Genomic DNA, 26,624 nt, shown 5'->3' on the forward strand with positions numbered 1-26,624 from the left:
CCCAGCGCGCCCACACGCGGGAGGGCCAGCTTCAGGTCGAGCTGGCCCAGTTGACCTACCTCCTCCCTCGCATCACCAGCCTCTACACCCAGTTTGAGCGGCAGCAGGGAGGCATCGGCATCCGCGGTCCGGGCGAGACAAAGCTCGAGAGCGACCGCAGGCGGATTCGGAAGCGCATCTCCGACCTGGAGAAAGAGATCGAAGAGGTGCGCCGCCATCGGCACGTCCAGAGGCAAGCCCGGGGCAAGCTTCCGTTCCCGACGGCCGCGCTCGTCGGCTACACGAGCGCCGGCAAGTCAACGCTCCTCAACACCCTCTCCGGGTCCGATGTGCTCGTAGACCGCAAGCTGTTCGCCACCCTCGACCCGACTACCCGGCGCGTCGTCCTGCCGGACGGCTGGGCCGTGCTGATGACCGACACCGTCGGGTTCATCCGCGACCTTCCCCACGATCTCGTGGCGGCATTCCGGGCGACCCTCGAGGAGGTGACCGAGTCGGACTTCCTGATCCACGTGGTAGACGCGAGCCATCCGGACATGCAAGAGCAGATGGCCGCGGTTCACCAGGTGCTCCGCGAACTCGACGCCGACGACAAGCCGACAGTCACGGTCTTCAACAAGAGCGATCTGATCCAGGACCAATACGTGCTCCGGAAGCTCGTCGCCGATATCCCGAACAGCGTCTACATCTCCGCCGAAGAGCGCGACGGCATCGCGTACCTGATGGACGTGCTCGTCAAGACGATCCGGGAGCTGCTCGTTCGCGTCTCGCTGGATCTGCCCTACGAGCGGAGCGACCTGCTCTCCCTCTGCTACGACAGCGGCCGCGTGCTCGGCGTCGAGTACACGCAGGACCGCATCCTCGTCGAGGCGGAAGTATCGGGCGAGATCGCGGGCAAGCTCGAGAAGTACAAGCGGGCCGCGGAGTAGGGAGCCGTCATGTCCACCATCCGCCGAGCCGCAATCGAAGATGCCGATCTCCTCGCTCGGATCATTCGCGAGTCGTTCGCCGGCCCGGCGAAGGAGTTCGGCCTGACGCCGGAGAACGCCCCGACTCACCCATCGAACTGCACACCCGAGTGGATCGAGCGCGACTTCGGCAAGGGTGTGCGGTACTTCATCCTCGAAGACGACCGCCTACCCTGTGGATGCGTCGCCATGGAGATCCCCGATCCCGAGTTCTGCTACCTCGAACGCCTCGCCGTCCTGACCGGGCGTCGCCGCAAGGGATTCGGTCGCCTGTTGGTCCAGCACGTGCTCGATCGGGCATGGGCTCACGGTCTCCGGCGAGTCGAGATCGCCATCATCGCCGTCAACACCGACCTCCAGCTCTGGTACGAGCAGCAGGGATTCGCCGTCACCTCAACGAAGTCGCTCCCGAGTCTACCGTTCGACGTCACCTTCATGTCCCTCGACCTCTGACTCCGACACAGGAAAAACTCTGAAGGATCTCGTCGCCAGCGGGGTCAAACAGTGCAAGTGAAGCCGCAATCCTGCGTGCCAAGGAGGCAACTGGCGTGACCAAGTCACATAGAGCATTGACGCGTGCCCTGCTGGCCATCTTGGCAATGGGCTTGCTCTCGATCATTCCGCTGACGGCCGCTCGTGACCTCGGAACGTCCGAGGACTATGCTGAGAAGTGTCGCCTGGAGATAGAGCGGTTCCGTGTGGACATTGACCGCACGGCCGTGCTGGTTGATCGCCTCTCCGACGGCAAGAGCCGGCTGCTCATCAAATCACCCAAGACCCTGGATCCGCCTTGTGTGGCCATGGTAAACCGCGACGGCGGTCGTGAGTTCGTGATGGTATATCGGGTCACTCAACCGTTCGATGCCGAACTGGGCAATGCCGGCAAGTGTCGGGTGCTCGGTGCGGTGTACCTGCAGAGCGGCGGCCGGATCGCAGGCACGATGCATGAACTCGGCTCAGGTACTTACATCCTTGCGTATCAGGAGAAGACGAGGACGCGCGACGAGGGGGTCGCAGTCTTTACCTTCGCCGTCAGTGACCACGGGCGCCTCGAGTATAAGGAGATCGGTCGAGCCCGGCTCGACTCCCACAGCGCTACCCAGGGAACGTCGAAGCCGTATGTGGCGGTGTGGTTTCCGAACGACATGCTTATCTTGGAGCAGAATCCGTTCAATCGGGCAACCGTGGACATGGCCTGGGAGCGGGAGAGCTACTCGTTCAAGTTGGTGGATATCCGTGTTGAGTGCGGATGACCCGACGATGGACGGAGCGAAAGCTCCGGCGAAGGAGTCGACCATGAGGACGTCAGCGCGCATCATGTTTCTCATTCTGATGATGGGACTGCTTGGCTCAGCTCATGCCGCCCGGTGGCGTGACGAGATTGCGGCACTTACGAAAGAAGTGCACAGCATTCGACTCGAGCAGATAGCCATTGTCGTGGCCGACGAATCCGCGAACGAGAGCGGTTTGTTGATCAGAGACGGAGTCGGCGCGAACCCGGACCTCAAGTACCCCTGGCGCGAGGAGAAGTGGGGCGATATCCCTGCGATCAAGGTCACCCAGGTGTATGTCCCGGTCAACGCCCAGTTGGAGGGTATCGATCCCGGACGCATCCTCGGTGCCGTTGCGCTGCTCGTCGAGGGGTCCTCGGCGAAGGATGCGACCAAGAAGGTGAGACCCGGCGTGTATATGCTCTACATGTTGGACCGTCCGAGTCTGACCACCACAGGAGAGACCGATCTGGCGCTGATCTCCGTTGCAGTCGGCGACAAGCCCGATTCCGGGGACGAGGGGAAGGTGTCATACAGTGAGGCGCTTCGCATTCCCGCCAAAGTCGTGAAGGTTTCCTCCCAGCGTCTGCTTGAGAAGACTGAAGAAGTCACCGTGACGTTCCCGAAGTCGAAGGACGTCACCCCGGAGAAGCCGGCGGACCGCGCGGCCGCCGTTCTCAGGTGGGGCGAGCAGTCCCTCCGCTTCGACCTCGATCTCGCCCTCAAGCTGCTGCAGAGGACTGACAAATCGTAGATGATTCCATACACCATACATCGGTGTGGGCCGACATATGGCCTGTCCTGAGAACACCGGTGCTCACGTCACTCCCTCTCCCATCCACGGTGTGCTATACTAGCACCATCTCCACCCACCAAGGAGGGCATACGATGAAGGTACTCATCATGTCCGGCAGTCGAAACCCCGAGGGCCAAACCGCCCGGGCCGCCAATGCGTTCCTCGACGGCGTCAGGGAAGCCGGCGCCGAGTGCGAATTGATCTTCCTCCCGCCGATGAAGATCGAGCGTTGCCTCCAGTGCGAGAACGACGGCTGGGGCATCTGCCGCTCCGAAGGCCGATGCGTTATCGATGACGATCTCGCGTCCGTCGCCGACGAGATCCGCGGCGCCGATGCGGTAGTGTTTGCCACGCCCGTCTACTGGTCCGACCTCAGCGAGAGCCTCCAGGCGTTCCTCAACCGCCTGCGTCGGATCTGCATCGCCGACTCGGGCCGAGCAGGCATCGAGGGCAAGCCCGCGATCGGTATCTGCGTCGCAGGCGGAGGAGGGGGTGGCGCGCCGGAGTGCACCACCCGCATGGAGTGGATACTTCGCACCTCGGGCTTCGACATCGTCGATCTCATCCCGGTTCGCCGACAGAACCTCGAGTCCAAGGTCAAGACGCTGAAGAACACCGGCAAGTGGTTCGCATTGAAACGCTAGTTACAGGCTCGATAACGAGTGGGAGAGTGGGCGACGGGGTGATCCGAATCTCCCACTCTCCCATCCTCTCATTTTCACTTGAACCTCCCGCCTCCCGCGCGCGACTGTATGAGTGAACGCGCAAGGGGAACCGACGTATGAGTACCGAGAGAGAACAGATTTACTACGAACTCCTCGTTCTTCGCTGCCGGCGCCGTGACAAGGGCGCGATGGAGGAGCTGATCCGCCACTGGGAGCGGCGGCTCTTCTACTACATCCGACGGCTGCTCGACAGCGAAGAGGACACATGGGATGTCCTCCAGGAGACCTGGCTCAAGGTCATCGGGAGCATCGGCGATCTGCGCGAGCCGCGCAGCCTGCCGATGTGGCTCTACCGCATAGCCCGAAACACCGCGATGAGCCGCCTGAGAGGACGGTATGCCGACAGGGCATTGCTTGATGACAGCGAGGATGTTTCCGAAGTAGATCAGACCACCGACACCTTCAGCTTCGAAGATGCCGAAATGGTTCACTACGGGCTCAGTCAGTTGTCCTTGCCGCACCGGGAGGTGCTCACCCTGTTCTTTCTCAAGGATCTTTCGATCGATGAGATTGCGGAACTGCTGGGTGTCGCACCTGGAACGATCAAGTCACGGCTCCATTTCGCGAAACGCGCACTGCGAGCCGTGCTGGAGCAGGAGGAGGCCATGCGATGAATAGACCAGATTCCTTCACGGACAGACTGCTGGCATCCGAGGCCATGACTCCTTCGCTCCGTGAGAGATACGAAAGGGAGGTAGAGGCAATGCTTGAGAGAACTCTTACACCGGCCCAGCGATTCGGCTTCGGGTTCACAATGCTCGCGTGCCTGGGATGGGCCATGTACTGCGCCTACTCGGCGATCACACAGAGCAGTTGGCCCGTATTCGTCCGTGCGACCTTCGGTTTCGGATCGTTGTCGGGGCTGATCGGAGCGGCGATCGTCGGAAAGTCGTTTCTGCGCGGCAAGATGCACCGGAGGGCTACCCCCAACACAATCACAGGGTTGGTTTGGGTGCTCGTCGTATTCATGGTTACGCTATTCCTGGTCTTCACAGGTCGGCAGCCCGATGCCGCCAAGTCGACGTATGTGCTCCTCACGGGTCTCGTCTTCCTGGTCTCTGCGGCGGTATCACTGATTACCAACCGAATCGACCAGGCGCAGATCAAGACCGAAGAGCAGTTCCTTGAACTCAAGCTCCGTCTGGCCGAACTGGCAGAGAAGGTCGAGCGGTAAGTGGACGGCATCGGAGTGTGCACCTACCTAGCCCCGATGTGCGCCTAACATAGTGAGAACGTCGATCGGGGGTGTACTGATGAGAAAACTGGCTGTCGCAGCCATCGCGCTGATCGTATTCGTGCTGTTTGCATTCGGTCCGGGAATCGTGTACAGACCTGCGACTCTGGTGCATATCGAAGCTGACCGCACCGGGCCGAGCCGCCGGATCATCGCCCGCGACTTCAGACTGAAGGAGTACTCCAGGGAGTTCACGCTCAGCGTCAAGAGCGGCATAGATCGATCGGACTTCCTCGTTCAGTTGTTCGATGGCTCCGGCACGATGCTTGTACAGATGAGCTTCAAGCCGCAGTACAACAACAGCTTTCCGTTCAACGTCGGCCGCGGCTTTGCCCCCGGACGGTATCAACTCCGTGTTGTAGAGAAGGGCATTGTCGGACGCTACTCGGTCAGTCTCTACCAGGGCAGGCTTCCAGACGCCTCACCGAGCCAACTGCTCCTCGTTACGCTCGGGGTGGTCATCAGTGCGGGGTGCTACGGCTATGCTCTCCGACGGAGCGGCGGCGATCGTCGGGCTCCGGGCGTCCGGAAGGCACGGTACGTCCTCGGCTGCCTGCTGTTTTCTTTCACGATGATCGTCGGCTATCCTCTTGTGCACGAGACCGGCCACGCCATCGCGCTTGCGTCATTCCACAGACTCGACCTGCGGGGCTGCGACTTCATTGGCCTGCACGGCGAGCCCCACGTCAGTTGGACGGCCGGTCCGGATCTGCCCGGCTGGCCTGGGGCGATAATCGGCATCTCCGGGCCGATGCTTCCGAACATCGTGGGCTACCTGATGTTCGCGTTCTGGCTCAGTCCTCTCGGTCGCCGGTGGCTTGCCCGGTCGTCGGCGCGAGATGTGTTCTGGTCCGGCATCACCGCCTGCATGTTGTTCGCACAGGTGGGCGCCTTCGCGCCGATGTCGGGCCTGGTGCACGATGGTGACTACTCAGGCTACATCGGCAATATCCCGATCCCTCACTGGCAGGCGAACGCGTTCCTGCTGCTGCTTTCGACGGTCAACGCGGTCATCATCTACACGATCGTGAAGCACCTGGTGAAGACCCACGCGAGAAAACTCCCGCCCGCAGGTGAAGGTATTCGCCGTGGGTCGGGTCAAACGGTGTGAAGTCATCACTTCAGGGAGGGTATCATGTCCAGGTTTGGGGCTCTTCTTATCACGATTATCAGCTGTTCCGCACTCGTCTGCCCGCCCGCATTCGCGCTCGCGAGCGAGTATGACCTGAATCAGCGGATCGGTCAGCAGCCGGAATGGCCCGGAGGAGTGGCTGACCTGCTCAACTCGCAGAAACCCGTCTACGCGTACTTTGTCAACTTGCAGGACAACTTCTACTACTCCGGCGATGCAGCCGCATTCAACTCCTTCATGGAGAGGTACAGCAAACTGGAGGCCGTTCCGCATACCCTCGTCCTGCATTGCGGGAAGGGCGAGGTCAAGGCATTCATGGAGCCCAAGACTCATGCCTTCGACTGGCATGTCTTCGTCGTCCCGCCGATGATCCCGGACGGCGGACTGGACAAGACGAGCCCGTACAAGCGATACGTGACCGTCAACCTCTATCTCGGCTGCGGCATCCAGCTCAGCGAGATCAAGGTCCCGGGCAACGTCACAGTGAAGCCCGGCAAAGAGATCGACGGGTTCATCAGGAAACATGAGAAGATGTTCCCAAACACCGCAAGTCCGCCTGAACCGTCCATATCCAACTTCGGCGCTCGACCGGCCCTCTCACCGGTAAGCATCTATCTGGCGGAAGACGAGACGCTCACAGCCCTTGATGCGCTCAAGATGGACCTGCGCGAGATCAAACTTCAGTGGAAGCCGCTCTTCACACTCGATGATTTCGCATGCTATTCCTGGAAGGATCACTGGTTCAAGCTCACGCCTGAGGCTCTGAAGAGGCTCCCCAAGGCCGCTCCGCCGGAGAACCGCTTGCTGAAGGGCATCCCGTTCGTGCTCTTCGTGAACGGCGAGCGGGTCTACATGGGGGCATTCTGGACCTGGATCTCGTCTCTCACGTTCCCGAACCCGGTGATCGTGGCCGATGAGATGTGGCTGCCCTCGAGGCTTAACTGGCTGACGATAGACAGAGCCTATCCCGGCTGGACGGAGGAGCAGAACGAGGACGATATCCGCAACTCGCCCGCACTACAGAAGGCTCTCGAGGCTGCCGGAAAGTTCGAGGCCTGCAAAGGCATAATGCGGCCGCCGCCCGGAGGATTCTCGTCAACACAGCCGCTCGATGAACGGTGAGGCGAGCAGGAGCGCGGTCAGGAGGATCATCAGCGCGACCGTTGCGACGGCCACGACGTTGAAACCGCGCGAGTTCGTGTGTCTGCCCATGAATGCGGCATCGTTAGTGATCTTCAGGACGAAAACCAGGACGATGGGTAGGAGCATCCCGTTCAGCACCTGAGGCAACAGCATCATCATCAGAAGCGGAAGGTTCGGCAAGAGTACGATCACGGCGGCGAAGAAGATGAAAAACGCCAGTATGCCGTAGAAGATCGGAGCTTCGGAGAACCGCTTGTCCATTCCGGACTCCCAGCCGAAGGTCTCGCTCGTCGCGTAAGCGGTTGTCAGCGGGAGTATCGCCGCCCCGAGAAGCGATGCATTGAGCAGTCCGAACGCGAATAGGCCGGACGCGAACCTGCCCGCTAGCGGTCTAAGCGCGACGGCAAGTTGGGATGCCGACGCGACAGAGTCAACTGTCGATCTCGTCGCCCAGATGGTTGCGGCGCAGGCGACTATGATAAAGAACGCGACAAAGTTCGTGAGAACCGCGCCGAGATAGACATCCGCCCGCGCGTACCCGAGGTCCTCGGCACTAAGCCGCTTGTCCACGACGTACGACTGTATGAAGAACTGGCCCCACGGTGTGATGGTCGTGCCAACGGTAGCGACGAACATCAGCAGGTACGCGGTGCTGGTCCACGGGATGTGCGGCTGAAAGACGCTCCGGGCCGCCAGCCCCCAGTCGGGTCGCGCGAGGACGCCGGATATGATGTAGGAGATGTAGAGAACGCTGCTCAGAAGGAACACCTGCTGGACACGGCGGAAGTCGAACTTCACCATCAGGAGGTAGACTCCAACGGCGGCGAGGGGCACGCTGAAGTACGTCGGGACGCCAAAGATGCTGAGGCTTGACGCAATCCCGGCGAACTCGGCCACGGTAGTGAAAAGGTTGGCCACTAGCATCACGAGTATCGCCAGCGCCGCCCACTTCGCGCCGAACCGCTCGCGTATCAGCCCGCCGAACCCCTTGCCGGTGACGACACCCATGCGCGCACCCATCTCCTGGGTGACCGCAAGGCTGAAGGTGATAAGAATGAGTACCCACAGCAGCCCGTAGCCGAAGCGCGCACCTGCCAGGCTGTAGGTGGCAATGCCGCCTGCGTCGTTGTCCGCCGCCGCCGCTATGAGTCCTGGACCGATCGCGGCGAACAGCAGGGCAAGTCTCGCCTTCGTGAATCGCCTTCGCATCAGGCCCCTACCTCATGTTCGAGGGTATGATCGTCCGCCGTCTGACGCCTTCCCGGCCTGCCGCTCCACGCGCGCACAGGGACGTGTTCGAAGATGTCGTCCACGGTGATGATCCCCTTCAGTTCGTTGTCGTAGTCCACAACCGGAAGGGCGAGGAGGTTGTACTTGGTGAACAGCTCTGCCACTTCCCTCAGGCTCGCCTCGGGGTGGAGGTGGATGACTCGCTTGACCATGAACTCCTCAACAGGGGTGTCCGGGAGCGCGACGATCAGGTCTCTGAGCGAGATCACGCCGACGAGCTTTTCACCGGAGTCGACGGCGTACAAGTAGTAAATCGTCTCGGCATCCGGGGAGAGTTCGCGCACACGCTCGATTACCTGCTGAGCGGTGAACTGATCTGAAATGGCCAGGAACTCGGTCGTCATGAGGCCGCCCGCCGTTTCGTCCTCGTAGACGAGCAGCTCGCGGACGTCGGTGGCCTCTTCCGGCTCCATCTCCTTCAGTATCTCCTCTGTGCGCTCCTCGGGAAGGTCGCCCAGGATGTCTGCAGCCTCGTCGGGCTCCATTTCTTCCAGGATATCGGCCGCGTCGTCCGTGTCCAGGTCATCTATGATCTCGGCCTGTATCTCCGGAGCGGTCTCCGGCAGGACGTCAGCGGCAGTCTGGACGTCGAGGCTCTCGATGATATCGGTTCTCTGCATCGGGTTCATCTGCTCGATGATATCCGCTATGTCGGCTGGGTGGAGCTTCGACAGCTTCTGGAGCGGAATCTTCAATTTGATGGGGCCGTCCTGCTTCTGTTCAAGCGTTTCCACGTCTTCCCAGGGGATGATCTTCTCGGGCAGGGGCTTGTGGAAAATGTTGCGCAGAAGGTTGGAGAGCCACTCAACGCCGATCTCGCGGAGCAGGCCGCGCGTGGACGCGTCGACCCCGAGTAACCTGATCTCGCCGGGCGTCTCCACAAACCGCACGTCGTTGACACGCACGACTTTGTAGTCGTGGATGTCAACGATCTGCCTGTCCAGCACTTGTCGCTTGAGCCAGATGTCGTCGGGCCGCGGTGAGTAGGCCAGGAGGCGATCACCGCGAACCGGCAGGGCGAACCCGTCTACCTCCTCTCTCACCTGAGCCCAAGGGATCAGCAGCATTCCATGGCTGTTCTGGACGACCATGGCCGAGACAATGGGAAGCGGTTCGGCGGGCGTGGCGATAACATCGCGCACCTTGCCGATCGGTTCGCCGATGCTGTCAATGACCGCTCGACCGAGTGCCTGAGTCAGGAACTGCATGATGATCCCCCCTGTTCGGCGGCGAACTGCGAAGATTCCTGGCGGACGCGAGACTACGCGTGCTGGAAAAGATCCACGATCGCCTGCGGCAATGCGAGAGCTACTGGTCTAACGAAAAACTGGTCTGAGTCAGGTTGATGTGAGCCGAGCGGGGGGCGGTTAGCGAGAGGATTGAGGAGAGTGGTCGGACGGATCAGTCTCTGCGAGTCCTCCTGCTTCCACTGCCCGCGCATCGGCAGCACAGTTTTGTACTATTGGCCGGGTCGGTGTCCACCAACCATCACCTCATATAGCTAGGATGCATGCGCCGTCATCGGCAGCCGACTAGCAGTATACCCTTGGCCGGCCTTCGTGTCAAGGAATGACAATCCGGGGAGGAGAATCACCGGTCGTGGGCCAAAGAGGGTGATGTACCAGACCGACGGGCGGCTGGAATATCTGTGTACATAAGGGGATTCCACAGGAGATGCTTGTCACTGTTATCGGTAGAGGGCACGGGGGCACCCGGGCGATGTCTCAGACGCTCGTGGAGAGCGGTGTCTACATGGGTGGGCAACTGAACGGGTCATATGATCTCGTCCCGCCGGGTGACATGTACGAGGCGTGTCGGGTGATGGCGCGCCACGTCGTTCATCTGGGCGGCGTGCGTTGGGACTTCTCGGCCCTCGATGCCGTGCCGGTTGATGCGGAGTTCGCCCGACTGGTTGATTCGTATCTAACTTCCGTTCTGGGCAGCGTGGAGAGCCGCAGGGGCTGGAAGCTTCCCGAGACCACGCTGATCTACCCCTGGATAGTGCGTATGTTCCCCGAGGCGTACTACATTCACTGGAGCCGCGACCCTCGCGATTCGATTCTCGGTGCGCACATGACCGATGATCTCGCCGCGTTCGGCGTTTCCTACGACCCCACCGATGACGAGCGGCTTCGGCGCGCGATAAGCTGGAAGTACCAGCGGGAGATCGTAAAGGCGACTCAGGCGCCCAAGAACACCATAGACGTCCGGTTCGAGGATTTCGTTCTTGATCAGGAGCGTACACTGGCGCGTCTGGAGAGGTTTCTCGGTTTCCCGCTTGCCCGCATAGAGGTCCGTCCTGAATCCGTCGGGCGTTGGCAGAGCGCCGAGGGGCCGACAGTCTTCGATTTTCTTCAGGACGATATGGCGGAGTTGGGGTATCTCTAACGCTTGTGTGCCTCAAGCCGGTAGTGCGGCTCGGCGATCGGGCCTTCGTCGCTGAGTAGCGGATGAAGCATCGGGTCGGCGAGCACTTCGCGGATGTCCTTCGGTTGGCCGTCGATAATCATCGCGCGCTTCACCAGTCTAATCCCGTGACTGTAGTCCACATACCAGTTGACGTGAACCGTAGTCAGGGGCTGGATCGGCTTACCGTCGAGCTGATGCCAGCCGTAGATCGCCACGTGATCGGTTCGGTCGAGCGAGAGATTGGTGATCACCACATCCTTCTTGATGCCAGCCACGAGTTTCCCGAGCGGATTTCCCTTCCTCTGCTCCTCGACGATCGAGTTGTGCGCGATGAAGGTCTCGACTGTCGTGCGCGGCTCCCCGAGTGGTTTGGGTCCGAGCCTGACTGTCGCCTGTGCTGAGATGTCGTTCACTATCTTGCGCGTCGGAAGAGAGCAGTCGAAGGCATCCGCGACCTTCTGAGCGGCCATCGGGGTAAGCGGCGTGCGCACGAAATCCGCATCCGAGCCGACTGAGAGGTAGTCGGGCATGACCTGAAAGACCACGGCGCGCTCCCGGTTGTTCGCATCCTTCGCTTTGACCTTGATCGTCACGAACTGCCGCAGGAACTCAGGCAGGTTGCCCTGTTTGAACTCCTTAAGCAGTGTCGCCTCACGCTCGATGAGAGGCATCTCTAAGACCGAATGCATGACGGCCGTTCCCCCTCTCGCGCTCTTGCGCCGCGTAGGAATGTTGACCATCGAGATCTGTGCCGGCTGGATCCACTTCGTGTAAGCCCTGGGGCCGCCGAACGTTCCCCATTTCGACTCCAGCGGCGTCCCCAGAGTGATCGCCTCGAGGAAACCGTTCATGTCGCCGACCAGCGCGGTGTGCAGGATCTTGTTCGCCGGGTTCGGATGAATGAAGAAGCTTATCTGGCCGTCCATGAAGGCGTACGTGTCGAACGGCGCCAGTCTGCCCTGCTTCACGAGGAGGTCTTTGGCGAGACGGTCGATCATGCGGTGGGAGGCACGGTAGGTGCCGCCTGTCGGGCCAACCACCTTCTTCCCGTCGTATGTGATCTCCCTGTCGTCGTACGCAACCACGACAAGCCGCCGCTTGTCATCTCCGTTGAGCCAGGCGAGGAGCTTGTCTCCATGCTTCTCCCCGTCGGAGTAGGAGTAGTTGGCGTCAAGGTAGGCGACTCGCTCGCACCACTCAGGAATCGCATCATAGGAGTTGATGAAGCCGGTGATCAGACTCCCTCCGCCGCTGTGACCGGTGACGACGCCGCTGACCTGCGTTCCCGGCATTTCCTTCAATATGCGCTCCAGCGTCTCACGGATGATCGCCTGATCGTGCTTCGACCGCCATGTCGGCCAACTCAGACCCTCTGCCTCCATGCAGACGAGCACGATGTTGCAGGTGCGATCGAGGTCCCGAAGGACGCGCGTCTGGGCCGCGATGTGCTGGATGTCGAAGTGCCAGTCGAGGTCGGGCACCATCGCGCATCCCATCGTCTGCTCGATGGTGTTCCCGTTCGGTGTGGCGAAGAAGATTACGAGGGTAGGGCGGTCGGCGTGCATCACTTGCGGGAGGTTGGTGAGCATCCGGATGCCCTCCACCGTCTTCTCCAACCGCACCTGCTCATGGAAGAAGGGGCTCCTCGTGAAGCCGCCCAGAGTCGCTCCAGTTGCGGCCAGTGACACCATCAGCAGCGCCGGAATGATGATCTTGACAGGCATATCGCCCTACCTTCCCTCGAAATGGTAGTTGAACCGGCGGTCGGGGGCACTGTCGCCGCTGATCGAGAACTCGATGATGTCGTCCAACTTCTGGATGTTGTCCGCCCAGTGGAAATCGAGCTTGACGGGTTTCCCCAGGAGGCCGAGGATCGCCCGAGAGACGCTGACCTCCAGCTTGTGCCCATGCGTGCTATAGGTCACGTCAGTTCCATGCGTCCCATTCCCCTGAGAGAGCGGCCCCCGGTTAGCCATCGCGAAGTGAAGCACATTCCGGTCCACGATGAAGTCGTAGCCGTGCCAGCCGGTCTTGGGATCGCTATCGGTGTCGAGGTAGAGGAGCATCCACTTCGGATCGGTGGGCGGCGTGATCGGGTCCTTCGTCTCCGCGTAGAAATAGACGTTCTCCTTGTCATAGGCAACCTTCAACCGCACGAAGTCGTTCCGTCCGGTCGTATTGACGTAGTGCAGCGTATCGTTCCAGCCCTGGGAATCGCGATGCTCGGTGTCGCCGACCCAGTCGAGGTACTCCGGCTTCACGAGCGTCCAGTCTGCGAACCGGCCGTCGATCCGGACCGTCCTCGGGCCGCTCGACTTCTCAGGTGCCCGGATGCCCTTGAACCGGCGGATGCCGGCGATCATCTGGTAATAGTAGTTGTCGGTATGCCCACCCTTCATCGGCTCGATGTCGCGGCTGTACTCCTGGTCGTACTGGTCGACGAAGAACGTCTCGCCCTTCTCCGGCTTCCGACCGGTCATCAGGTTGTAGACACCGTCCGCGAGGAAGCGCTGAGCGACCCATTCGTTCCACCCCGTGATGAAGATGAACTCGGGATCGACCTCCAGCGCCCGCTTCCACTGCTCCGCGAAGAACAGGCCCTGTTCGGGCTTTCGGTCCGCCGGCTCCGGCTCCTTCCCGTCGTGGAAGCTGCGCCCGATGTTCGTCATCGGGTGCTGGGCCGCGCTCACGGACACGTATTCCGCGAAGCCCTTCTCGTGCCAACCGATGGACTGCGGGTAATGGTCCACCCACGGCCACTTGTCCTTCCCGTCACCGAACCAACCGTTGGGGTCGCTCCACGCCCAGGAGTGCCGGAAGGTGAAGGAGTCCTTGATATCCTGGCGCATGTTGTCGGGGTTGGCCATGATCAGGGGCTTGCCCTTCCACATGAACCAGAGGTCGCGGTATAGGCCCTTGGAGTAGAAGTCGTCGTAGAGCTTCTCGACGGTCTTCTCCTCGTGGGAGTGGGCTATGAAGCCGATCTGGGGGGTGCGGCCGCCATTCATGCGCATCTGCGTGTAGATCTCGCAGAGCCTCATGTAGACGTTCGGGTATGTAAATGAATTCGTCACGTCAAATACGACCACGTCAATCCCTGCGTTGGCGAGCATCCTGGCATGGCTGCGAATGACATAGTCCTCGGTGGACACGTAGTAGCCAAGTTCCGGCTCGCCCCAGTGGTGGAAGTGGTTGACGGGGCCCCACTGGGGATCGGTCGGGTTGTCGGCAGTGATCTTGCTGATGTCGTACGGGCCGGAGGTCGTATGCTGACCGAGCCAGATGAAGTAGAAGATACCGACGGTCTTACCTTCGCGGGGCGGCCCGCATTCCTCGAAACCTGGCAGCGTCCGGCCGAGCGCGTCCGTGGCAGTCCACGTATCGCTCATCAGATTGCGGTCGTTCCATGCGAGGCAGTCCCCAGCAGCCGCGAAAGCGACTACGAGCATCAGCCAGCAGAACCTGTGCATCGTTACCTCCAAGAGATCAGCCAAGCAAGCTACGACCGGTCAGGAGAGCCATGATAGCCTCGACGGAGTCTTCGACCGACATGTCACCAGCGTCAACGCGTAGTTCCGGCGCCTCGGGCGGCTCGTACGGGGAGGACACACCAGTGAACTCTTCGATCTCGCCCGCGCGTGCCTTCCTGTAGAGCCCCTTCGGATCGCGTTTCTCGCAGATCTCCAGTGGCGTATCGAGGAAGACCTCGACGAACCGGTCGCCGCCGATGACCTCACGCGCCGCCCGGCGGTCCTCGCGATATGGCGAGATGAACGAGGTGATCATGATCAGCCCCGCCTCGTTGAACAGCTTCGATACCTCTGCGACCCTTCGTATGTTCTCGGTGCGGTCATCGGGCGAGAACCCGAGATCCCGGTTAAGCCCATGACGCACGTTATCGCCGTCGAGCACGAAGCAAGCGTGGCCCTCTTCCATGAGACGCTTTTCAAGTGCATACGCAATGGTGGATTTGCCCGAGCCGCTGAGACCCGTGAACCAGATGGTGACAGGCTGTTGGCCGAGAACGCGCGCCCGGTCGTCCGACGCCACCAGACCGAGGTGGCGAGTGATATGCCGATCCGCCGGTGTGTCGTCCGCCGTCGGGCGGACCACATCGTACCTGTGGGAGCGGTCGATAATCATTCCCGCGCCGACGGTGAAGTTCGACTGCGGATCGATCACGACAAAGCTGCCCGTCTGCCGGTTGCGCTGATACTCATCGCAGAAGATCGGCTTGAAGAGCCGCATCGAGACGCGCCCGATGTCGTTGAGCCCGAGACTCTCCACGTGCTCGCGGTGAAGCGTGTTAGGGTCGATGCGATAGCGCAGTTCGGATAGCCGGCCGCGAACGGTCTGGGTCGTATGCTTGATGTAGTAGTGCTTGCACGGATCGAGCGGCTCGTCGTGCATCCAGATCAGGATCGCCTCGAGTTCGTGGGCTACCCACGGCACGTTCGCGGGGTGAGCGAGCATATCGCCCCGCGCGATGTCGATCTCATCCTCTAGGCAGATAGTAACCGCCTGCGGAGGGAAGGCGTACTCGACGTCCTCGCCGTTCACGAGCACGCGCGATATGCGGCTCATCCTGCCCGACGAGAGCACGAACACCTCATCGCTTATGCGGGCGACGCCGGAAGCGATAGTGCCACAGTATCCCCGGAAGCCGCCGTGCGGGCGCAGCACGAGCTGGACAGGGAACCGGAAGTCGATCAGGTTCTGGTCGCCCGCAATATGGACGCTCTCGAGGTGCGAGAGAACGGAGGAGCCGTGGTACCACGGCATGTTCTCGCTTCTGCGGACGACATTGTCGCCCCTGAGGGCGCTCATCGGGATGAATGTTATGTCGCGCGACTGCAGCTTGGCGCAGAACTCGCGGTACTCCTCAGTTATGTCGTCGAACACCTGCTGCGAGTAGCCCACCAGGTCCATCTTGTTCACCGCGACTACGAGATGCGGGATGCCGAGTAGCGACGCGATGAACCCATGCCGCTTCGACTGGGTGAGCACCCCGTTCTGCGCATCTATGAGGATGATCGCGAGATTCGCCGTCGAAGCGCCGGTCACCATGTTGCGCGTATACTGCTCGTGGCCGGGCGTATCCGCGATGATGAAGCGGCGCTTAGGTGTCGAGAAATGGCGGTAGGCGACATCAATGGTGATCCCCTGCTCGCGCTCGGCCTTGAGTCCGTCGGTGAGTAGCGCGTAGTCGATCTCCACGCGGCCCGCCTTGATCGAGTCTTTGTGAAGCGACGCGAGGTGATCCTCGTAGATTGACTTTGCGTCGTGGAGCAGGCGGCCGATGAGCGTCGACTTACCGTCATCGACGCTGCCCGCCGTGGTGAAGCGCAGGAGGTCGGCCTCCCGGACCTGAGTGAGGAGATCTTCGATCGCCATCAGAAGTACCCCTCCCGCTTCTTCTGCTCCATCGAGCTGTCCTGGTCGTGGTCGATCAGCCGGGTGATGCGCTCGGAGTGTCGCACGACCATCATCTCCTCCACGATCTCGGCGACGGTCGCGGCCTTCGAGTCAACGGCACCGGTGCACGGGTAGCACCCAAGCGTTCGGAAACGGCAGACCATTCTCTGCGGCACCTCGCCGGGAGCCAGTCGAGTACGCTCGTAAACCGGGATCAGCCTTCCGTCGCGCGGTACGACCTCTCGCTCGGCGGCGAAGTACATCGGGACCACCGGGATCTCCTCAAGATGGATGTAGAGCCAGACATCGAGTTCCGTCCAGTTGGAGAGCGGGAATATCCGGATGCTCTCGCCCTTCTTGATCCGCCCGTTGTAGAGGTTCCACAGCTCGGGCCGCTGGTTCTTCGGGTCCCACTGCCCGTGGACATCCCGGAAGGAGTAGACTCGCTCCTTGGCCCTCGACTTCTCTTCGTCGCGGCGGGCGCCCCCGAAGGCCGCATCGTATCCCCCCTCACGAAGAGCGTTCAGGAGCGCCTGCGTCTTCAGTTGCGCGCAGCACCTCACCGTGCCCCAGTCCCATGGGTCCGCGCCTTCAGCGATCGCCTCGTCGAACGTGTAGACGCGAAGGTCGGCCCCGATCTCCGCGCAGAACCGATCGCGGAACTCGTACATCTCGGGGAACTTCATGCCCGTGTCTACGTGCAGGAGCGGGAAGGGGATCTTGCCTGGGGCGAACGCCTTCTGCGCGAGCCTGACCATCACGGATGAGTCTTTGCCGATAGAATAGAGCATGACCGGCCGCTCAAACTCGGCGACTACCTCGCGAAGTATGTGTATGCTCTCTGCCTCGAGAGTTCTCAGGTTCGACAGATGCAGTCTTTCCATGTCGGGTGAATTAACTTCAGACGCGACCCGCCGGGGCCTATCTCACATCCGGGAGGTCCAGGGCGCAGGCTCCTCGGCTGAAGGTGATGACCCGACGCTGCTCCGGGATGGATGAGAGCGCACGATTGAGGTTATCGAGTTGCTCCGCCGCCGACATGCGCTCGAACGAATCGGGTTCGTAATAGCGAAGGGCATCGTCGAGAATCTGGCGGTAGTCCTCGAAGTTCTCGAGTTTCCCATAGTACTCCCGGTCTAGGTACTCACACATACCTTGAGAGTCGGTATCCCGGACTAAGATCGAGACGCAGCCGCCCTTGCCCGCGCCAGTCAGTTTGCCGCCCAGATACCCGGGTCCACGGCGCGCGATGTTGATCAGGCGGTCGAGTTGAGCGTTGGAGACCCGGAAGTCGTAGCACAGGATATGCTGTAGTTGCTCGACCAGTTCTCCTACGGTCATCCTGTACATATCGTACTCAGGCGAGTCCGGCTTGAGATCGCCTGAGGAGACTCGCCCGTCGGCCTCGATGAAGATTCGCTCGAGCGCCCTGCCGATGACGTTCTCCTTGTGGAAGAACCTCGCCGTCGTGCGCGCATGGTATCCACCGATGCTTCTTCTGGGTTTTGTGTACATGCGCATGATGGTATCGACGTCCCTTCGCAGGAGCCGTGCGGCTTCAACGGGTGTAATCTTCATCGGCAGCAGAAGAACCATCTCTTCGATGGCCTCGTTCGGTATGCCCAGTATACTCTCGTCGAGGCTTCCGAGCATGTTGTAGTTGGACTCGATTCTCTCCCAAGCCTCAGGATGCGATTCCAGATAGGGCGTCGGTCCGCCGGGGGTAATGCGGAAGCGTCTTTTCAACAGGTCGGCCAGCCAGCCCTCATCGGACGCCTTGCCCTGCTTCTGCGCCTTCCTGACGGCGGAGATAATGAGTCGCATCAGCTCGTCGCCGATCTCCATCCACCCCTTTCGCATGTTGAAACTCTGATTACCTGTAAGGGACTTGTTGACCTCCCATAGGGAGTTGGCTAGCACGACGTGAACGCCCCTGAGGAAGGGCAAGGGCGTCGAGTCGAGGGGAGTGCGTGAGTGGCGATTGTACAGCACCATGTTCGGCCCGTTGCGAAGGATCGTCGTCTGGTCGTTCGCGCCGCCGTGCGTGCCGACGTACCACTCAGCCTCGCCCAGAAGCCTGCACATCTCGGGTAGGTCCCAATGAGGAAGCAGGTCCTGGTTGCAGATGTACATGCAGAGGAAGGATAGAACCACAACTGCGGATGAGGAACTGGTGCCGGCTCGAAACGGCGCGGTAGCGGGGCCGAAGGTCATGTCGGCCCCTCTCAGAGTTGCGTCGTTCTGTTCCCACATCCCACGTAAGTACGGGCCGAGGATATAGTTCGACCAGATTCCCTTCTGCCTCCCGAAGTGCGGGAGGATCTTGGTGCGGTTGTCCCAGTTGTCGAGTAGCCCTCGTGCATGCTGGTGCAACGGCTCTCCTGCGAACTGCTTAAACTCGCGCGATAGCGAGATCCGCTCTGTCGGGAACAGAGGATTGACATTCGAAATCCAGAGCTCGTCGTCGTCTCTCGGCGACACGGCGACCGGGATGTCGCCATCAATGGTCGTGGACATGTGGTCGCCCGCGCACATATCGAGGTATTCGAGAAACGCGTTGAGCCTGCCCGGGGCACGGAGAATGTAAGTCGGGCGATCGCCGACTCTCACCGCGTGGAGGCGGACCGTTTCGGCCAACCTGCATCGCTGAGCGGCGAGATACTCCGGGTTTGCGTTCGCGTATATCTCGTCCGCGAGGTAGCGGTTGACCCTTGGATCGCCCGACTCGAGCCTTCGGATGATCTCGGCGGGACTCATCGCCTGCGCGGTCATGACTAATCTAGCCTGCTCGTTCATAGCCGACGCCTCCTGTGCGGAATGGTCATGGAATGGTTGTTCAAAGCTTACAGCATCACGGCGTCCGGGTCAACATGCGCCCGGCAGTGATTTCGTGTAGAATGGATGGGGCCTCTCCTTCGGCGGTCCGCTTGGATGGGTGTGCGGGAGCTAATGAGTACTTATCTTAGACAGGCGCGGTTTTTCATTTTGCTGTCATTGCTGGCAGCCTCAGCGGCGGTGCGCGTGGCAGCGGGCGAGTTCGCGTTCAGCTATGCCGTGGCGGGTCCGACTAAGGACCTGCGATTCGGCCAACCGTCCGGGATCGTGGTCTCAGAGCGCTTAGACGCGCTGTACCTGGCCGACATCAAGGAGTCGGCTGTCTACTCGATGGATCTGCACGGCGTGTCGAGGCCGACCGACATGAGCAATGAGAAGTTCGTCGAACCTTATGCCCTGGCGCTTGACGCTGAGGGCTCGCTCTACGTCACCCTGTCGGAAACGGCCCCGATCAAGGTCATCGCCCCCGGTGGGAGGACGTCTTCCATCGAACTCCCGCGTCCTGAGGGAGATGCGCCTCCGAGTCCCGGGCGAATGGCTTTTGATCGCGAAGGCAACCTCTATGTAGTGGATCGCGCCAACTGCCGGCTATACGTGCTGGACAGGGACCGCAAGCTCAAGTTGCGGTTGGGTGGCGAAGGGAGCAGGCGCGGTGAGTTTCGCCGGCTCCAGGATGTTGCCGTTGACCGCCAGGGGCGGATCTATGCTCTCGACTCGGTCGGTGTCCCCGTCCAGGTCTTCGACAGGAAGGGCAAGTATCTCTATCGTTTCGGCTTCCACGGCGAAGGCTCGCAGGACATCGGCAACCCAAGCGCGATCGCACTCGATCGGAACGAACAGGTTTGGATCGCCGACAGGGGCAGGCACTCGCTGGTGGTGTTCGACCGCGCAGGCGAGTTCCTTCGCAGGTTCGGTGTGTACGGAGTGGGAGAGGGGATGATATTCGACCCCGTTGACATTGAGATCGACGCCTTCGGGAGGGTCTACATCGTGGAGGGCGAGGCACGGCGCATGCAGGTATTCACCGTCGGCCACCCGTACGAATCGTTTGGGACCTTCGACTTTTGACACGCCTGCTCTAGTCCGCTATACTCCCAACGGGGATACACGAGTGACCGATCGCTAGGGGAGCAGGTGAACGTGGAAGAGGAACTGAGCGGAACGCCGGGATCAAGACAGAGCGGTGAAACAGGTCTGATGCGCGCGCTGTGGGTCTTCTTCAGTTCGATGAAGACTGCGATCGTGCTGCTTCTCGTCCTTGCTGTCGCTTCGGTCATGGGCACGGTCGTGCCTCAGGGAGGCCCGCCGGAGCAGTATGTCGAGCAGTACGGTCGCGCGAAGGCGGCGGTCATCCTCGGCCTCAGCCTGCACGACGTCTTTCGCTCCGCATGGTATTCAGCTCTGCTGACGTTGATCTCGATTAACCTCATCGTGTGCACCGTCAACCGGTTCAGGGTATCTTGGACAAGGTTCTTTCGGCCGACTGTGGCGGCGACCGTGAAGCAGATCGAGAACATGCAAGTGTCAGAGCGTGTCGCCTTCAGTGGATCGGCCGACGGCGCGCGAGACCGTGCAGCTTCGGCCCTTCGGTCCTCGGGATACCTGGTCAGACTGGATGGGGACTGCGTGTACGGCGCGAAAGGGCGGTTCGGCATCTGGGGCCCTTACCTGACGCACCTCAGCCTGCTAGTGATCTTCGCAGGGTATATGCTCGGCAACCGGCTTGGTTTCGAGGGCTACGCCTTGATCTCGGAAGGCTCGCAGGTCAGCTCCTACTTCCCGGCGGATTCGCAGGAGATGCGTCCGCTCGGCTTTGATGTGAAACTGCTTGACTTCCAGATCGAACTCGACAAGGACCGGTCGCCGTCGGCATACAAGAGCCGGTTGGAGGTATATGAGAAGGGGAGGCGCGTCGTTGAGAAGACGATTGATGTCAACCACCCGCTGATATATCGGGGCATCACGTTCTATCAGAGCGATTTCGGCGTGGACCGACTTGTCCTACGGGTCACGCGACCGGATGGGGGATTTGATCGGATCGCTGTCCGAATGGAGACCGCCTCAGATGCACACGGGAAGCAGTTCGTGCCCGAGCTTGTGCCGGTGGAGTTCATGACTGGCGGCCGGAAATGGTCGTTATTCGTTCATGACTTCGCGCCTGACTATGTCGGCCCGCCGCGTATCAGCGCTTCGAGTCTGCCCGTTAACCCGGCGGCGCAGGTCTACGTCAACGAGAACTTCGAGGAGAATCGTAGCGACTGGAAGCGGATCGGGTGGGTATCGAGCGGGAACCCCGGCGAGTACAAGGGCCACAAGGTCGAGTTGGAACGCGTTGTTGACTACACGGGATTGCAGGTAGCCAGCAATCCTGCCCTTCCGATCGTGTACATTGGTTTCGCATTGATGCTTCTCGGGATAACGGTCTCGTTCTATGTGCGCCGGAGTGTGGTCCGTATAATGACATCGTCGGAGCGCGCGCTCTACATCGGAGGATCGTCGCACACGGACTGCGAGGCGGCTCAGCGGGACGTCGCTAGACTCACGGATGCGCTGAAGTGAGGTTGCCCGTTGGTGTGGAGGTCGAAGGGTCGTGAACGCGGCACAGTCCCACCGCTCACGCGGTTTCAGTTTCGCCATCCCCGCACTGATGGACGGCTGTATAGGATTGGTACAGACCGCGATCCCTCTGCTCGCCCTCCGATTCGGTGCAAACGCGCTGTTCCTCGGAACGATGGGCTCGATGGCACAAGGAGCCAGGCTTCCCGTCTGCATGACGACGGGTATGCTGTCTGAGAAGATCGGGAGGACTAGGGTTATCATCCCGGCGGCGGCGATGGCGTCGGTCGCCTGTCTCGGACTCTCGATCTCTCGGAACAACCTGCAAGTTCTCGCGCTCTACGTTGTGTTTATGATCTCTGTTGGCGCGTTCTATCCGTCATTGCAGGCCTTCATCGGCGATAGGAGTCCTAGGGGCGAACTGCGGAAGAACCTCTCAGCGTTCAATGTCGGTTGGACCGTAGGTGGGGCGGCATTCACCCTGATGGCGGGGTACATGTTCGCTACGAGCGAGGCATGGCCGTTCGTCGCGGCGGCCCTGCTGGCAACGGGCTCGATCTATGTCGTGCGCGCATGGTCTCGCATCCCCGTTGATCCAAGTTACTCGGATCAGCAGGAGCCCATTACCGCCGCATCCGTGATGGGAGATGTGGAGCGTCCTCGGGCACTTCTGCAGATCGCGAGGTCGGCGCATTTCACAGGGTTCTTCGGCTACTCGGCAATCAGAAGTCTGTTCCCTAAGCTGGGGTACAGCATCGGGTATTCCGATGGTACGATCGGCCTGCTCCTGGGTGTAATGCTTATCGGTCAGGCGGCCGGCATATTCGTTACGAGCGCGGGCCCGTGGTGGCGAGGGAGACTGTGGCCGCTGGTGATGGCGCTCGTCATGGGCGTGGTTTCGGGGATCGGGATTGTGTTCGCCGAGTCGAGGATGATGTTTGCGGCGGCATTCCTTCTTCAGGGAACTTCGCTGGGGATCGCATACACGCAGGCGCTCTACTATGGACTGCAGTCGAGGATGAAGATGGGCAGGAACACCGGGATACACGAGTCACTGGTCGCCGCCGGGAACATATCCGGGGCGTTTGTCGGCGGGGTCGTTGCCCAGTATATCTCCCTCCGCACGCCCTACACCGCTCTCGCCGGATTGTCGGGTGCTGTGCTCGTCGTGGTCGGGCTCTACTGGAAGTTCGGCCGGCGGCAACTCAATGCTGGCTCGGGCGATAGAGGCGGCTGACTGGTAGTGACCTCGGAGGATTTCCGAAGTAGACAGGCTAATGGCTACATTGTCACGGATGGTCGTATGCGAACCTTGCAGGAGGATGATTGACCCATGAGACGGATATTGCCGGCACTGGTCGTGATACTGGTTGTAGTACTGCTGATGGGATGCGGGAAGAGACAGGCGACGGGGCCGTCGGCGGGACAGATCGAGTTGGAGGTTGCGGTCTTCCAAGGTGGATTCGGGCTCGACTTCTTCGAGTACGCCGCCCACGAGTATGAAAAGGAGCACCCGAATGTGACCATCAAGATCTGGGGAAACCCGCGAATCTGGGAGCAGCTTCGTCCGCGTTTCGTCGCGGGTGATCCGCCCGACCTTACGTGGCCCGGGTGGGGCATGGACTACTGGGCTCTCGTGATGGAGGGTGAGGTCTTGGAGATGGACAAGTACTTGGACGAGAAGGCGTACGACCGAGACGTGAAGTGGAAGGACACCTTCGTTCCGAGCTTGCTGGACAAGGGAAAATACAACGGGCACTACTACATCATGCCTTACAACAACAACGTCTTCGGTTGGTGGTACAATGCCGGAATGTTCGAGAAGAACGGCTGGTCGCCGCCGAAGACCTTCGACGAGTTGCTCTTGCTGTGCGAGAAGATCAAGCGCAAGGGCATAGCGCCGATCACCTACCAGGGGAAGTATCCTCAGTATATGTTGCGTGGCTTCCTGATCCCATGGGCGATCAGCGCCGGCGGGATGCAGGCATGGAAGGACGCCCAGAACCTGAAGACCGGCGCCTGGAACGGTCCTGCATTCCTCAAGGCAGCGCAGATGGTTGACCAGCTCGCGAAGAGGGGCTACTTCCAGACCGGCGTCAATGCGCTGACGCACACTGAATCGCAGATGGAGTTCCTTCTCGGCAACGCGGCGATGATTCCTTGCGGCACGTGGCTGGGATCGGAGATGAAGAACCAGATGCCCCAGGGCTTCCGGATGCGATACTTCAATCCGCCTGTCCTCCCAGACGGCAAGGGCGACCCGACGGTTACCTCTACCGGTGTTGAGACGTGGATTGTTCCGAAGAAGGCGAAGCATCCCGACGAAGCCGCGGACTTCTATAGATTCATGACGTCGTTGGCGATGGCAAAGGAGTTCGTCCGGGAGAAGAACACGCTCATGTCCATCGTCGGCTCGGACGAGGTTGAACTGCCTCCCGATCTCGTGGAACCGGCGAGGTGCATGCGAGAGGCGGCGGACACATGGGATACCGACTATGCCGATTGGTACAAGTCGCTGGGGACCGAGACCGAGAACGCGATGAACGCGCTACTGAGCGGAAAGAACACGCCGAGACAGTGCGTGGACAGGATGGAAGCAGCGGCGACAAAGGTGCGGAACGACAAGTCCATTCCGAAGCACAATCTTGAATAGGATGGCGCCCTGATGGGCAGTATCCGAGGGACAACGGGCCAGCGGATCGTTCGATCCGCTGGCCCGAGTGCTTTGTCGCAGACAGAGCTCTATGTCTTGTGTTTGAGGGCCTTCTCGCGCTCTTTGAGGAAAGCAAGTTCGGCGGCGGTCAGGCCGTTCTTCTCGGCGGACTTCTCAGTAGCGTTGGCTCTTGCAGCCGAATGTGCACGCTCCGCTTGCGCCGGAGTAGACGGCGACTCGAGTTCTGGTGCCTCGGAGGTCTCGAGTGGCGATGTGACCACCTCGATGGGGGAAATCTCTTCCTGGGGATGACTCTCGAAGAAGTCGTCCTCGCCAAGCGGATCGTCGGCGGGGATCACGGGCTCGATGCTTTTGATGGCCAGCGGTTTCGCTTCGCCCTTCTTCGCCTTGGCAAGGTCCGATGACTGCACAAGGATGGTGTAGGCCAAGTTGAACTGCCTCTCCTCCGGGGTCAGCCTGTGTCGCGCCTCTCCCGAGAGACCGTTCAGCCACTTGCGTCGCATCGACTCCTGGATCTCTAAGTGCCTCTTAGAAATGCCGTCAGGAAGGGTGTCGGGGTCGACGTTTATGCAGACCTCATCACCGTAGACACGGTCTACCGTGCCCGCGAGGCCGGAGAAATGCTGGTAGTAGAGCCCGCTCTTGGCATCCGCCGGAGTAGACTCCCTCGCGATGATCTTCACGTATTCGCCCTCTCTGAACTTCATTTCAGGCACACTCCTCCCTAATCGAACTGTACATATTGTAGCACACCGAGGGCAGTGCTGCCAATGTCAGTCTAGACCCTGGCGACTGTGCGGCGGCGCTGGCGGGACGAGAGTATCTTCTGGGCTTCCCGGTACTTGACGACCGTGCGCCTAGCGACCTGGATACCCTGCTCAGTGATGATGTCCGCGATCTCCTGATCGCTAAGCGGGTTCGCCGGGTCTTCGTGCTCGATCAACTGCACTATCATATCCGTCAAGGAGTGCGCGTGGCTGAAGAAGAAGTCGAAGGGCACCACTTCTTGGCTCGGAAGCTGGATGTACTTGTTCGCAGTAGCCCTGCTCACCGTAGACTCATGCATGCTGATCATCTCGGCGAGTTTCACCCGAGTGAGGGGGCGAAGGAACAGCCTCGATCCGGTATCCAGGAATCCGTGCTGAACCTCCACTATACTCTTGGCAATCATGCGCATAGTCTTCCGCCGCTGGTTCAGGTTCTTGATGAAGAGATCGGCGCGCTCAACGTATTCCACGATGTGCTTCTTGTCCTGCTCCGAGTACCGTCGCGCCTTTCCGTTCTTCATCTCGTTGTACATCTGGCGGTAGTAGGGGCTTACGGCGAGCGAGATGTGGTCGTTCGATACCACCTCGATCTCGTATCCAGTAGGCGTCCTTCGGACGATGACGTCAGGTCGAACGGCGTTCCTGTTGTCGGCGGGTTTGTTGTCCCAGGGCGGGCGGAACCCCGCCGCAGGATATGGATTCAGTCTGGTGCGTATGAACTTGAGGGCATATCGCGTGAGTTCGGGCTTGACCTTCAGCCGCCGCGATATCCTGTTGACTTTCTGGGCGATCATCTCGTCCCAACATTCCGAGACGATGCGCTCTGCGGTAGGGCTGCCGGCCCCTTCATCTGCGAGATACTTGAGCTGGTTCAGCATGCATTCCTGTAGGGTGCGCGCACCGACTCCAGGAGGGTCGAGTGCCTGGATGAGTTGGACCGCTTGCTCGAGTTCCTCATCGGTCGCTTCGAGTTCAAGAGTGATCTCAAGGAGGTCGCATTCCAGATAACCGCTCTCGTTTATATAGTTTACGAGATAGTCCGCGATCTCAGAAACATGCCCCGCCGGGCCGTTCCGAATCTGGTTGCGGAGATGCTCGTGCAGGCTGATCTCAGACTGTATGCGGCCGATGGGGTCTTCTTCGTCCTCGGGGTCGGTGGCAAAATCGAACGGCACTTCGATATCGTGGACTGTGAGGTCAACGTCAACCGTCTCTCTCTGCTTCTGGATACTGCAGTCATTGCAGCCGAAAGGAGCAAGTTCGCAACCGGCGCAAGGATCCTCATCCTCGGCCTCGAGGGCCGGATTCTCGACGAGCTCCTGCTCGATGGTCTGCTGCAACTCCAGGCTTGAGAGCTGGAGCACGGCGTTGGCCATGATGATCTTCGGGTCTATTCGCTGTTGCTGTTG

The 26,624-nt window shown here is 60.5% G+C and carries 23 protein-coding genes; 14 read left to right on the forward strand and 9 right to left on the reverse strand.

Annotation, left to right across the window (positions count from 1 at the left end):
• From hflX to KBC96_12515, 9 genes are all read left to right on the forward strand, one after another.
• Nucleotides 1-929: GTPase HflX (gene hflX / locus KBC96_12475; GenBank protein ID MBP6965209.1), on the forward strand; the 929-nt coding region annotated here is incomplete at its 5' end.
• Between the two features lie 9 nt (nucleotides 930-938).
• Nucleotides 939-1,421 (forward strand): GNAT family N-acetyltransferase, encoded by a 483-nt coding sequence (locus KBC96_12480; GenBank protein ID MBP6965210.1) that lies wholly within the window; start codon nucleotides 939-941, stop codon nucleotides 1,419-1,421.
• A gap of 95 nt (nucleotides 1,422-1,516) precedes the next feature.
• Nucleotides 1,517-2,221, forward strand: a complete 705-nt coding sequence (locus KBC96_12485) for a hypothetical protein (protein ID MBP6965211.1) — start codon at nucleotides 1,517-1,519, stop codon at nucleotides 2,219-2,221.
• 43 nt (nucleotides 2,222-2,264) lie between these two features.
• On the forward strand, nucleotides 2,265-2,993 hold the full coding sequence (locus KBC96_12490; protein MBP6965212.1) for a hypothetical protein: 729 nt from the start codon (nucleotides 2,265-2,267) through the stop codon (nucleotides 2,991-2,993).
• Between the two features lie 134 nt (nucleotides 2,994-3,127).
• The gene (locus tag KBC96_12495) at nucleotides 3,128-3,679 is read left to right on the forward strand and encodes a flavodoxin family protein (GenBank protein MBP6965213.1); all 552 of its coding nucleotides are present in this window, start codon (nucleotides 3,128-3,130) and stop codon (nucleotides 3,677-3,679) included.
• A gap of 137 nt (nucleotides 3,680-3,816) precedes the next feature.
• Nucleotides 3,817-4,374, forward strand: a complete 558-nt coding sequence (locus KBC96_12500; protein MBP6965214.1) for a sigma-70 family RNA polymerase sigma factor — start codon at nucleotides 3,817-3,819, stop codon at nucleotides 4,372-4,374.
• A gap of 89 nt (nucleotides 4,375-4,463) precedes the next feature.
• The gene (locus tag KBC96_12505) at nucleotides 4,464-4,934 is read left to right on the forward strand and encodes a hypothetical protein (protein MBP6965215.1); all 471 of its coding nucleotides are present in this window, start codon (nucleotides 4,464-4,466) and stop codon (nucleotides 4,932-4,934) included.
• A 79-nt stretch (nucleotides 4,935-5,013) separates the two neighbouring features.
• On the forward strand, nucleotides 5,014-6,105 hold the full coding sequence (locus KBC96_12510) for a hypothetical protein (protein ID MBP6965216.1): 1,092 nt from the start codon (nucleotides 5,014-5,016) through the stop codon (nucleotides 6,103-6,105).
• A gap of 24 nt (nucleotides 6,106-6,129) precedes the next feature.
• Nucleotides 6,130-7,248: a hypothetical protein gene (locus tag KBC96_12515; GenBank protein MBP6965217.1), complete on the forward strand. Its 1,119-nt coding sequence runs from the start codon at nucleotides 6,130-6,132 to the stop codon at nucleotides 7,246-7,248.
• Here the strand turns inward: KBC96_12515 and KBC96_12520 are convergent.
• Both KBC96_12520 and KBC96_12525 read right to left on the reverse strand, forming a co-directional pair.
• Complete coding sequence (locus KBC96_12520; GenBank protein ID MBP6965218.1) at nucleotides 7,222-8,478, reverse strand: Nramp family divalent metal transporter; 1,257 nt, start codon at nucleotides 8,476-8,478, stop codon at nucleotides 7,222-7,224. The two genes, KBC96_12515 and KBC96_12520, sit on opposite strands and share 27 nt — an antisense overlap.
• A complete protein-coding gene (locus tag KBC96_12525) occupies nucleotides 8,478-9,767 on the reverse strand; it encodes a magnesium transporter (GenBank protein ID MBP6965219.1) in 1,290 nt (429 codons plus the stop codon). The genes KBC96_12520 and KBC96_12525 overlap by 1 nt, the downstream gene beginning before the upstream one ends.
• Before the next feature lie 466 nt (nucleotides 9,768-10,233).
• Here KBC96_12525 and KBC96_12530 point away from each other — a divergent pair, with 466 nt between their 5' ends.
• Nucleotides 10,234-10,947, forward strand: a complete 714-nt coding sequence (locus KBC96_12530) for a sulfotransferase (GenBank protein MBP6965220.1) — start codon at nucleotides 10,234-10,236, stop codon at nucleotides 10,945-10,947.
• Here KBC96_12530 and KBC96_12535 read toward each other — a convergent pair.
• The 5 genes from KBC96_12535 to KBC96_12555 are packed head-to-tail and all read right to left on the reverse strand — an operon-like array spanning nucleotide 10,944 to nucleotide 19,179.
• Nucleotides 10,944-12,692: a hypothetical protein gene (locus KBC96_12535; protein MBP6965221.1), complete on the reverse strand. Its 1,749-nt coding sequence runs from the start codon at nucleotides 12,690-12,692 to the stop codon at nucleotides 10,944-10,946. The genes KBC96_12530 and KBC96_12535 overlap by 4 nt on opposite strands.
• A 6-nt stretch (nucleotides 12,693-12,698) precedes the next feature.
• Nucleotides 12,699-14,438, reverse strand: a complete 1,740-nt coding sequence (locus tag KBC96_12540; GenBank protein MBP6965222.1) for a hypothetical protein — start codon at nucleotides 14,436-14,438, stop codon at nucleotides 12,699-12,701.
• Nucleotides 14,439-14,454: 16 nt separating this feature from the next.
• Nucleotides 14,455-16,362 (reverse strand): sulfate adenylyltransferase subunit CysN, encoded by a 1,908-nt coding sequence (cysN, locus tag KBC96_12545; protein ID MBP6965223.1) that lies wholly within the window; start codon nucleotides 16,360-16,362, stop codon nucleotides 14,455-14,457.
• A complete protein-coding gene (gene cysD / locus KBC96_12550) occupies nucleotides 16,362-17,267 on the reverse strand; it encodes a sulfate adenylyltransferase subunit CysD (protein ID MBP6965224.1) in 906 nt (301 codons plus the stop codon). Before cysD ends, cysN begins: the two co-directional genes overlap by 1 nt.
• Nucleotides 17,268-17,304: 37 nt before the next feature.
• Nucleotides 17,305-19,179 (reverse strand): hypothetical protein, encoded by a 1,875-nt coding sequence (locus KBC96_12555; protein MBP6965225.1) that lies wholly within the window; start codon nucleotides 19,177-19,179, stop codon nucleotides 17,305-17,307.
• Nucleotides 19,180-19,368: 189 nt separating this feature from the next.
• On the opposite strand from KBC96_12555, the gene KBC96_12560 reads away from it, so the two are divergent.
• From KBC96_12560 to KBC96_12575, 4 genes are all read left to right on the forward strand, one after another.
• Nucleotides 19,369-20,286, forward strand: a complete 918-nt coding sequence (locus KBC96_12560; protein MBP6965226.1) for an NHL repeat-containing protein — start codon at nucleotides 19,369-19,371, stop codon at nucleotides 20,284-20,286.
• A gap of 72 nt (nucleotides 20,287-20,358) precedes the next feature.
• Nucleotides 20,359-21,777 carry a cytochrome c biogenesis protein ResB gene (locus tag KBC96_12565; protein ID MBP6965227.1) on the forward strand — a complete coding sequence of 473 codons (1,419 nt, stop codon included), beginning with the start codon at nucleotides 20,359-20,361 and terminating at the stop codon, nucleotides 21,775-21,777.
• A gap of 31 nt (nucleotides 21,778-21,808) precedes the next feature.
• Entirely contained in the window at nucleotides 21,809-23,011 is a 1,203-nt protein-coding gene (locus KBC96_12570) for an MFS transporter (GenBank protein MBP6965228.1), read from the forward strand.
• Nucleotides 23,012-23,107: 96 nt separating this feature from the next.
• Nucleotides 23,108-24,427: an extracellular solute-binding protein gene (locus tag KBC96_12575; protein ID MBP6965229.1), complete on the forward strand. Its 1,320-nt coding sequence runs from the start codon at nucleotides 23,108-23,110 to the stop codon at nucleotides 24,425-24,427.
• A gap of 89 nt (nucleotides 24,428-24,516) precedes the next feature.
• Here the strand turns inward: KBC96_12575 and KBC96_12580 are convergent, their stop codons facing one another.
• Nucleotides 24,517-25,155 carry a hypothetical protein gene (locus KBC96_12580; protein MBP6965230.1) on the reverse strand — a complete coding sequence of 213 codons (639 nt, stop codon included), beginning with the start codon at nucleotides 25,153-25,155 and terminating at the stop codon, nucleotides 24,517-24,519.
• Between the two features lie 71 nt (nucleotides 25,156-25,226).
• Nucleotides 25,227-26,591: an RNA polymerase factor sigma-54 gene (gene rpoN / locus KBC96_12585; GenBank protein MBP6965231.1), complete on the reverse strand. Its 1,365-nt coding sequence runs from the start codon at nucleotides 26,589-26,591 to the stop codon at nucleotides 25,227-25,229.
• Nucleotides 26,592-26,624 lie beyond the last annotated feature (33 nt).

It is taken from the genome of Armatimonadota bacterium (assembly GCA_017993055.1).
Taxonomy (GTDB): domain Bacteria; phylum Armatimonadota; class UBA5829; order DTJY01; family DTJY01; genus JAGONM01.

Excerpts from the sequence above, each read along its gene's own strand:
- KBC96_12480 (MBP6965210.1), top strand. The coding sequence starts at position 939 with ATGTCCACCATCCGCCGAGCCGCAATCGAAGATGCCGATCTCCTCGCT.
- KBC96_12490 (MBP6965212.1), top strand. The coding sequence starts at position 2,265 with ATGAGGACGTCAGCGCGCATCATGTTTCTCATTCTGATGATGGGACTG.
- KBC96_12495 (MBP6965213.1), top strand. The coding sequence starts at position 3,128 with ATGAAGGTACTCATCATGTCCGGCAGTCGAAACCCCGAGGGCCAAACC.
- KBC96_12500 (MBP6965214.1), top strand. The coding sequence starts at position 3,817 with ATGAGTACCGAGAGAGAACAGATTTACTACGAACTCCTCGTTCTTCGC.
- KBC96_12505 (MBP6965215.1), top strand. The coding sequence starts at position 4,464 with ATGCTTGAGAGAACTCTTACACCGGCCCAGCGATTCGGCTTCGGGTTC.
- KBC96_12510 (MBP6965216.1), top strand. The coding sequence starts at position 5,014 with ATGAGAAAACTGGCTGTCGCAGCCATCGCGCTGATCGTATTCGTGCTG.
- KBC96_12515 (MBP6965217.1), top strand. The coding sequence starts at position 6,130 with ATGTCCAGGTTTGGGGCTCTTCTTATCACGATTATCAGCTGTTCCGCA.
- KBC96_12520 (MBP6965218.1), bottom strand. The coding sequence starts at position 8,478 with ATGCGAAGGCGATTCACGAAGGCGAGACTTGCCCTGCTGTTCGCCGCG.
- KBC96_12525 (MBP6965219.1), bottom strand. The coding sequence starts at position 9,767 with ATGCAGTTCCTGACTCAGGCACTCGGTCGAGCGGTCATTGACAGCATC.
- KBC96_12530 (MBP6965220.1), top strand. The coding sequence starts at position 10,234 with ATGCTTGTCACTGTTATCGGTAGAGGGCACGGGGGCACCCGGGCGATG.
- KBC96_12535 (MBP6965221.1), bottom strand. The coding sequence starts at position 12,692 with ATGCCTGTCAAGATCATCATTCCGGCGCTGCTGATGGTGTCACTGGCC.
- KBC96_12540 (MBP6965222.1), bottom strand. The coding sequence starts at position 14,438 with ATGCACAGGTTCTGCTGGCTGATGCTCGTAGTCGCTTTCGCGGCTGCT.
- cysN (MBP6965223.1), bottom strand. The coding sequence starts at position 16,362 with ATGGCGATCGAAGATCTCCTCACTCAGGTCCGGGAGGCCGACCTCCTG.
- cysD (MBP6965224.1), bottom strand. The coding sequence starts at position 17,267 with ATGGAAAGACTGCATCTGTCGAACCTGAGAACTCTCGAGGCAGAGAGC.
- KBC96_12555 (MBP6965225.1), bottom strand. The coding sequence starts at position 19,179 with ATGAACGAGCAGGCTAGATTAGTCATGACCGCGCAGGCGATGAGTCCC.
- KBC96_12575 (MBP6965229.1), top strand. The coding sequence starts at position 23,108 with ATGAGACGGATATTGCCGGCACTGGTCGTGATACTGGTTGTAGTACTG.
- KBC96_12580 (MBP6965230.1), bottom strand. The coding sequence starts at position 25,155 with ATGAAGTTCAGAGAGGGCGAATACGTGAAGATCATCGCGAGGGAGTCT.
- rpoN (MBP6965231.1), bottom strand. The coding sequence starts at position 26,591 with ATGGCCAACGCCGTGCTCCAGCTCTCAAGCCTGGAGTTGCAGCAGACC.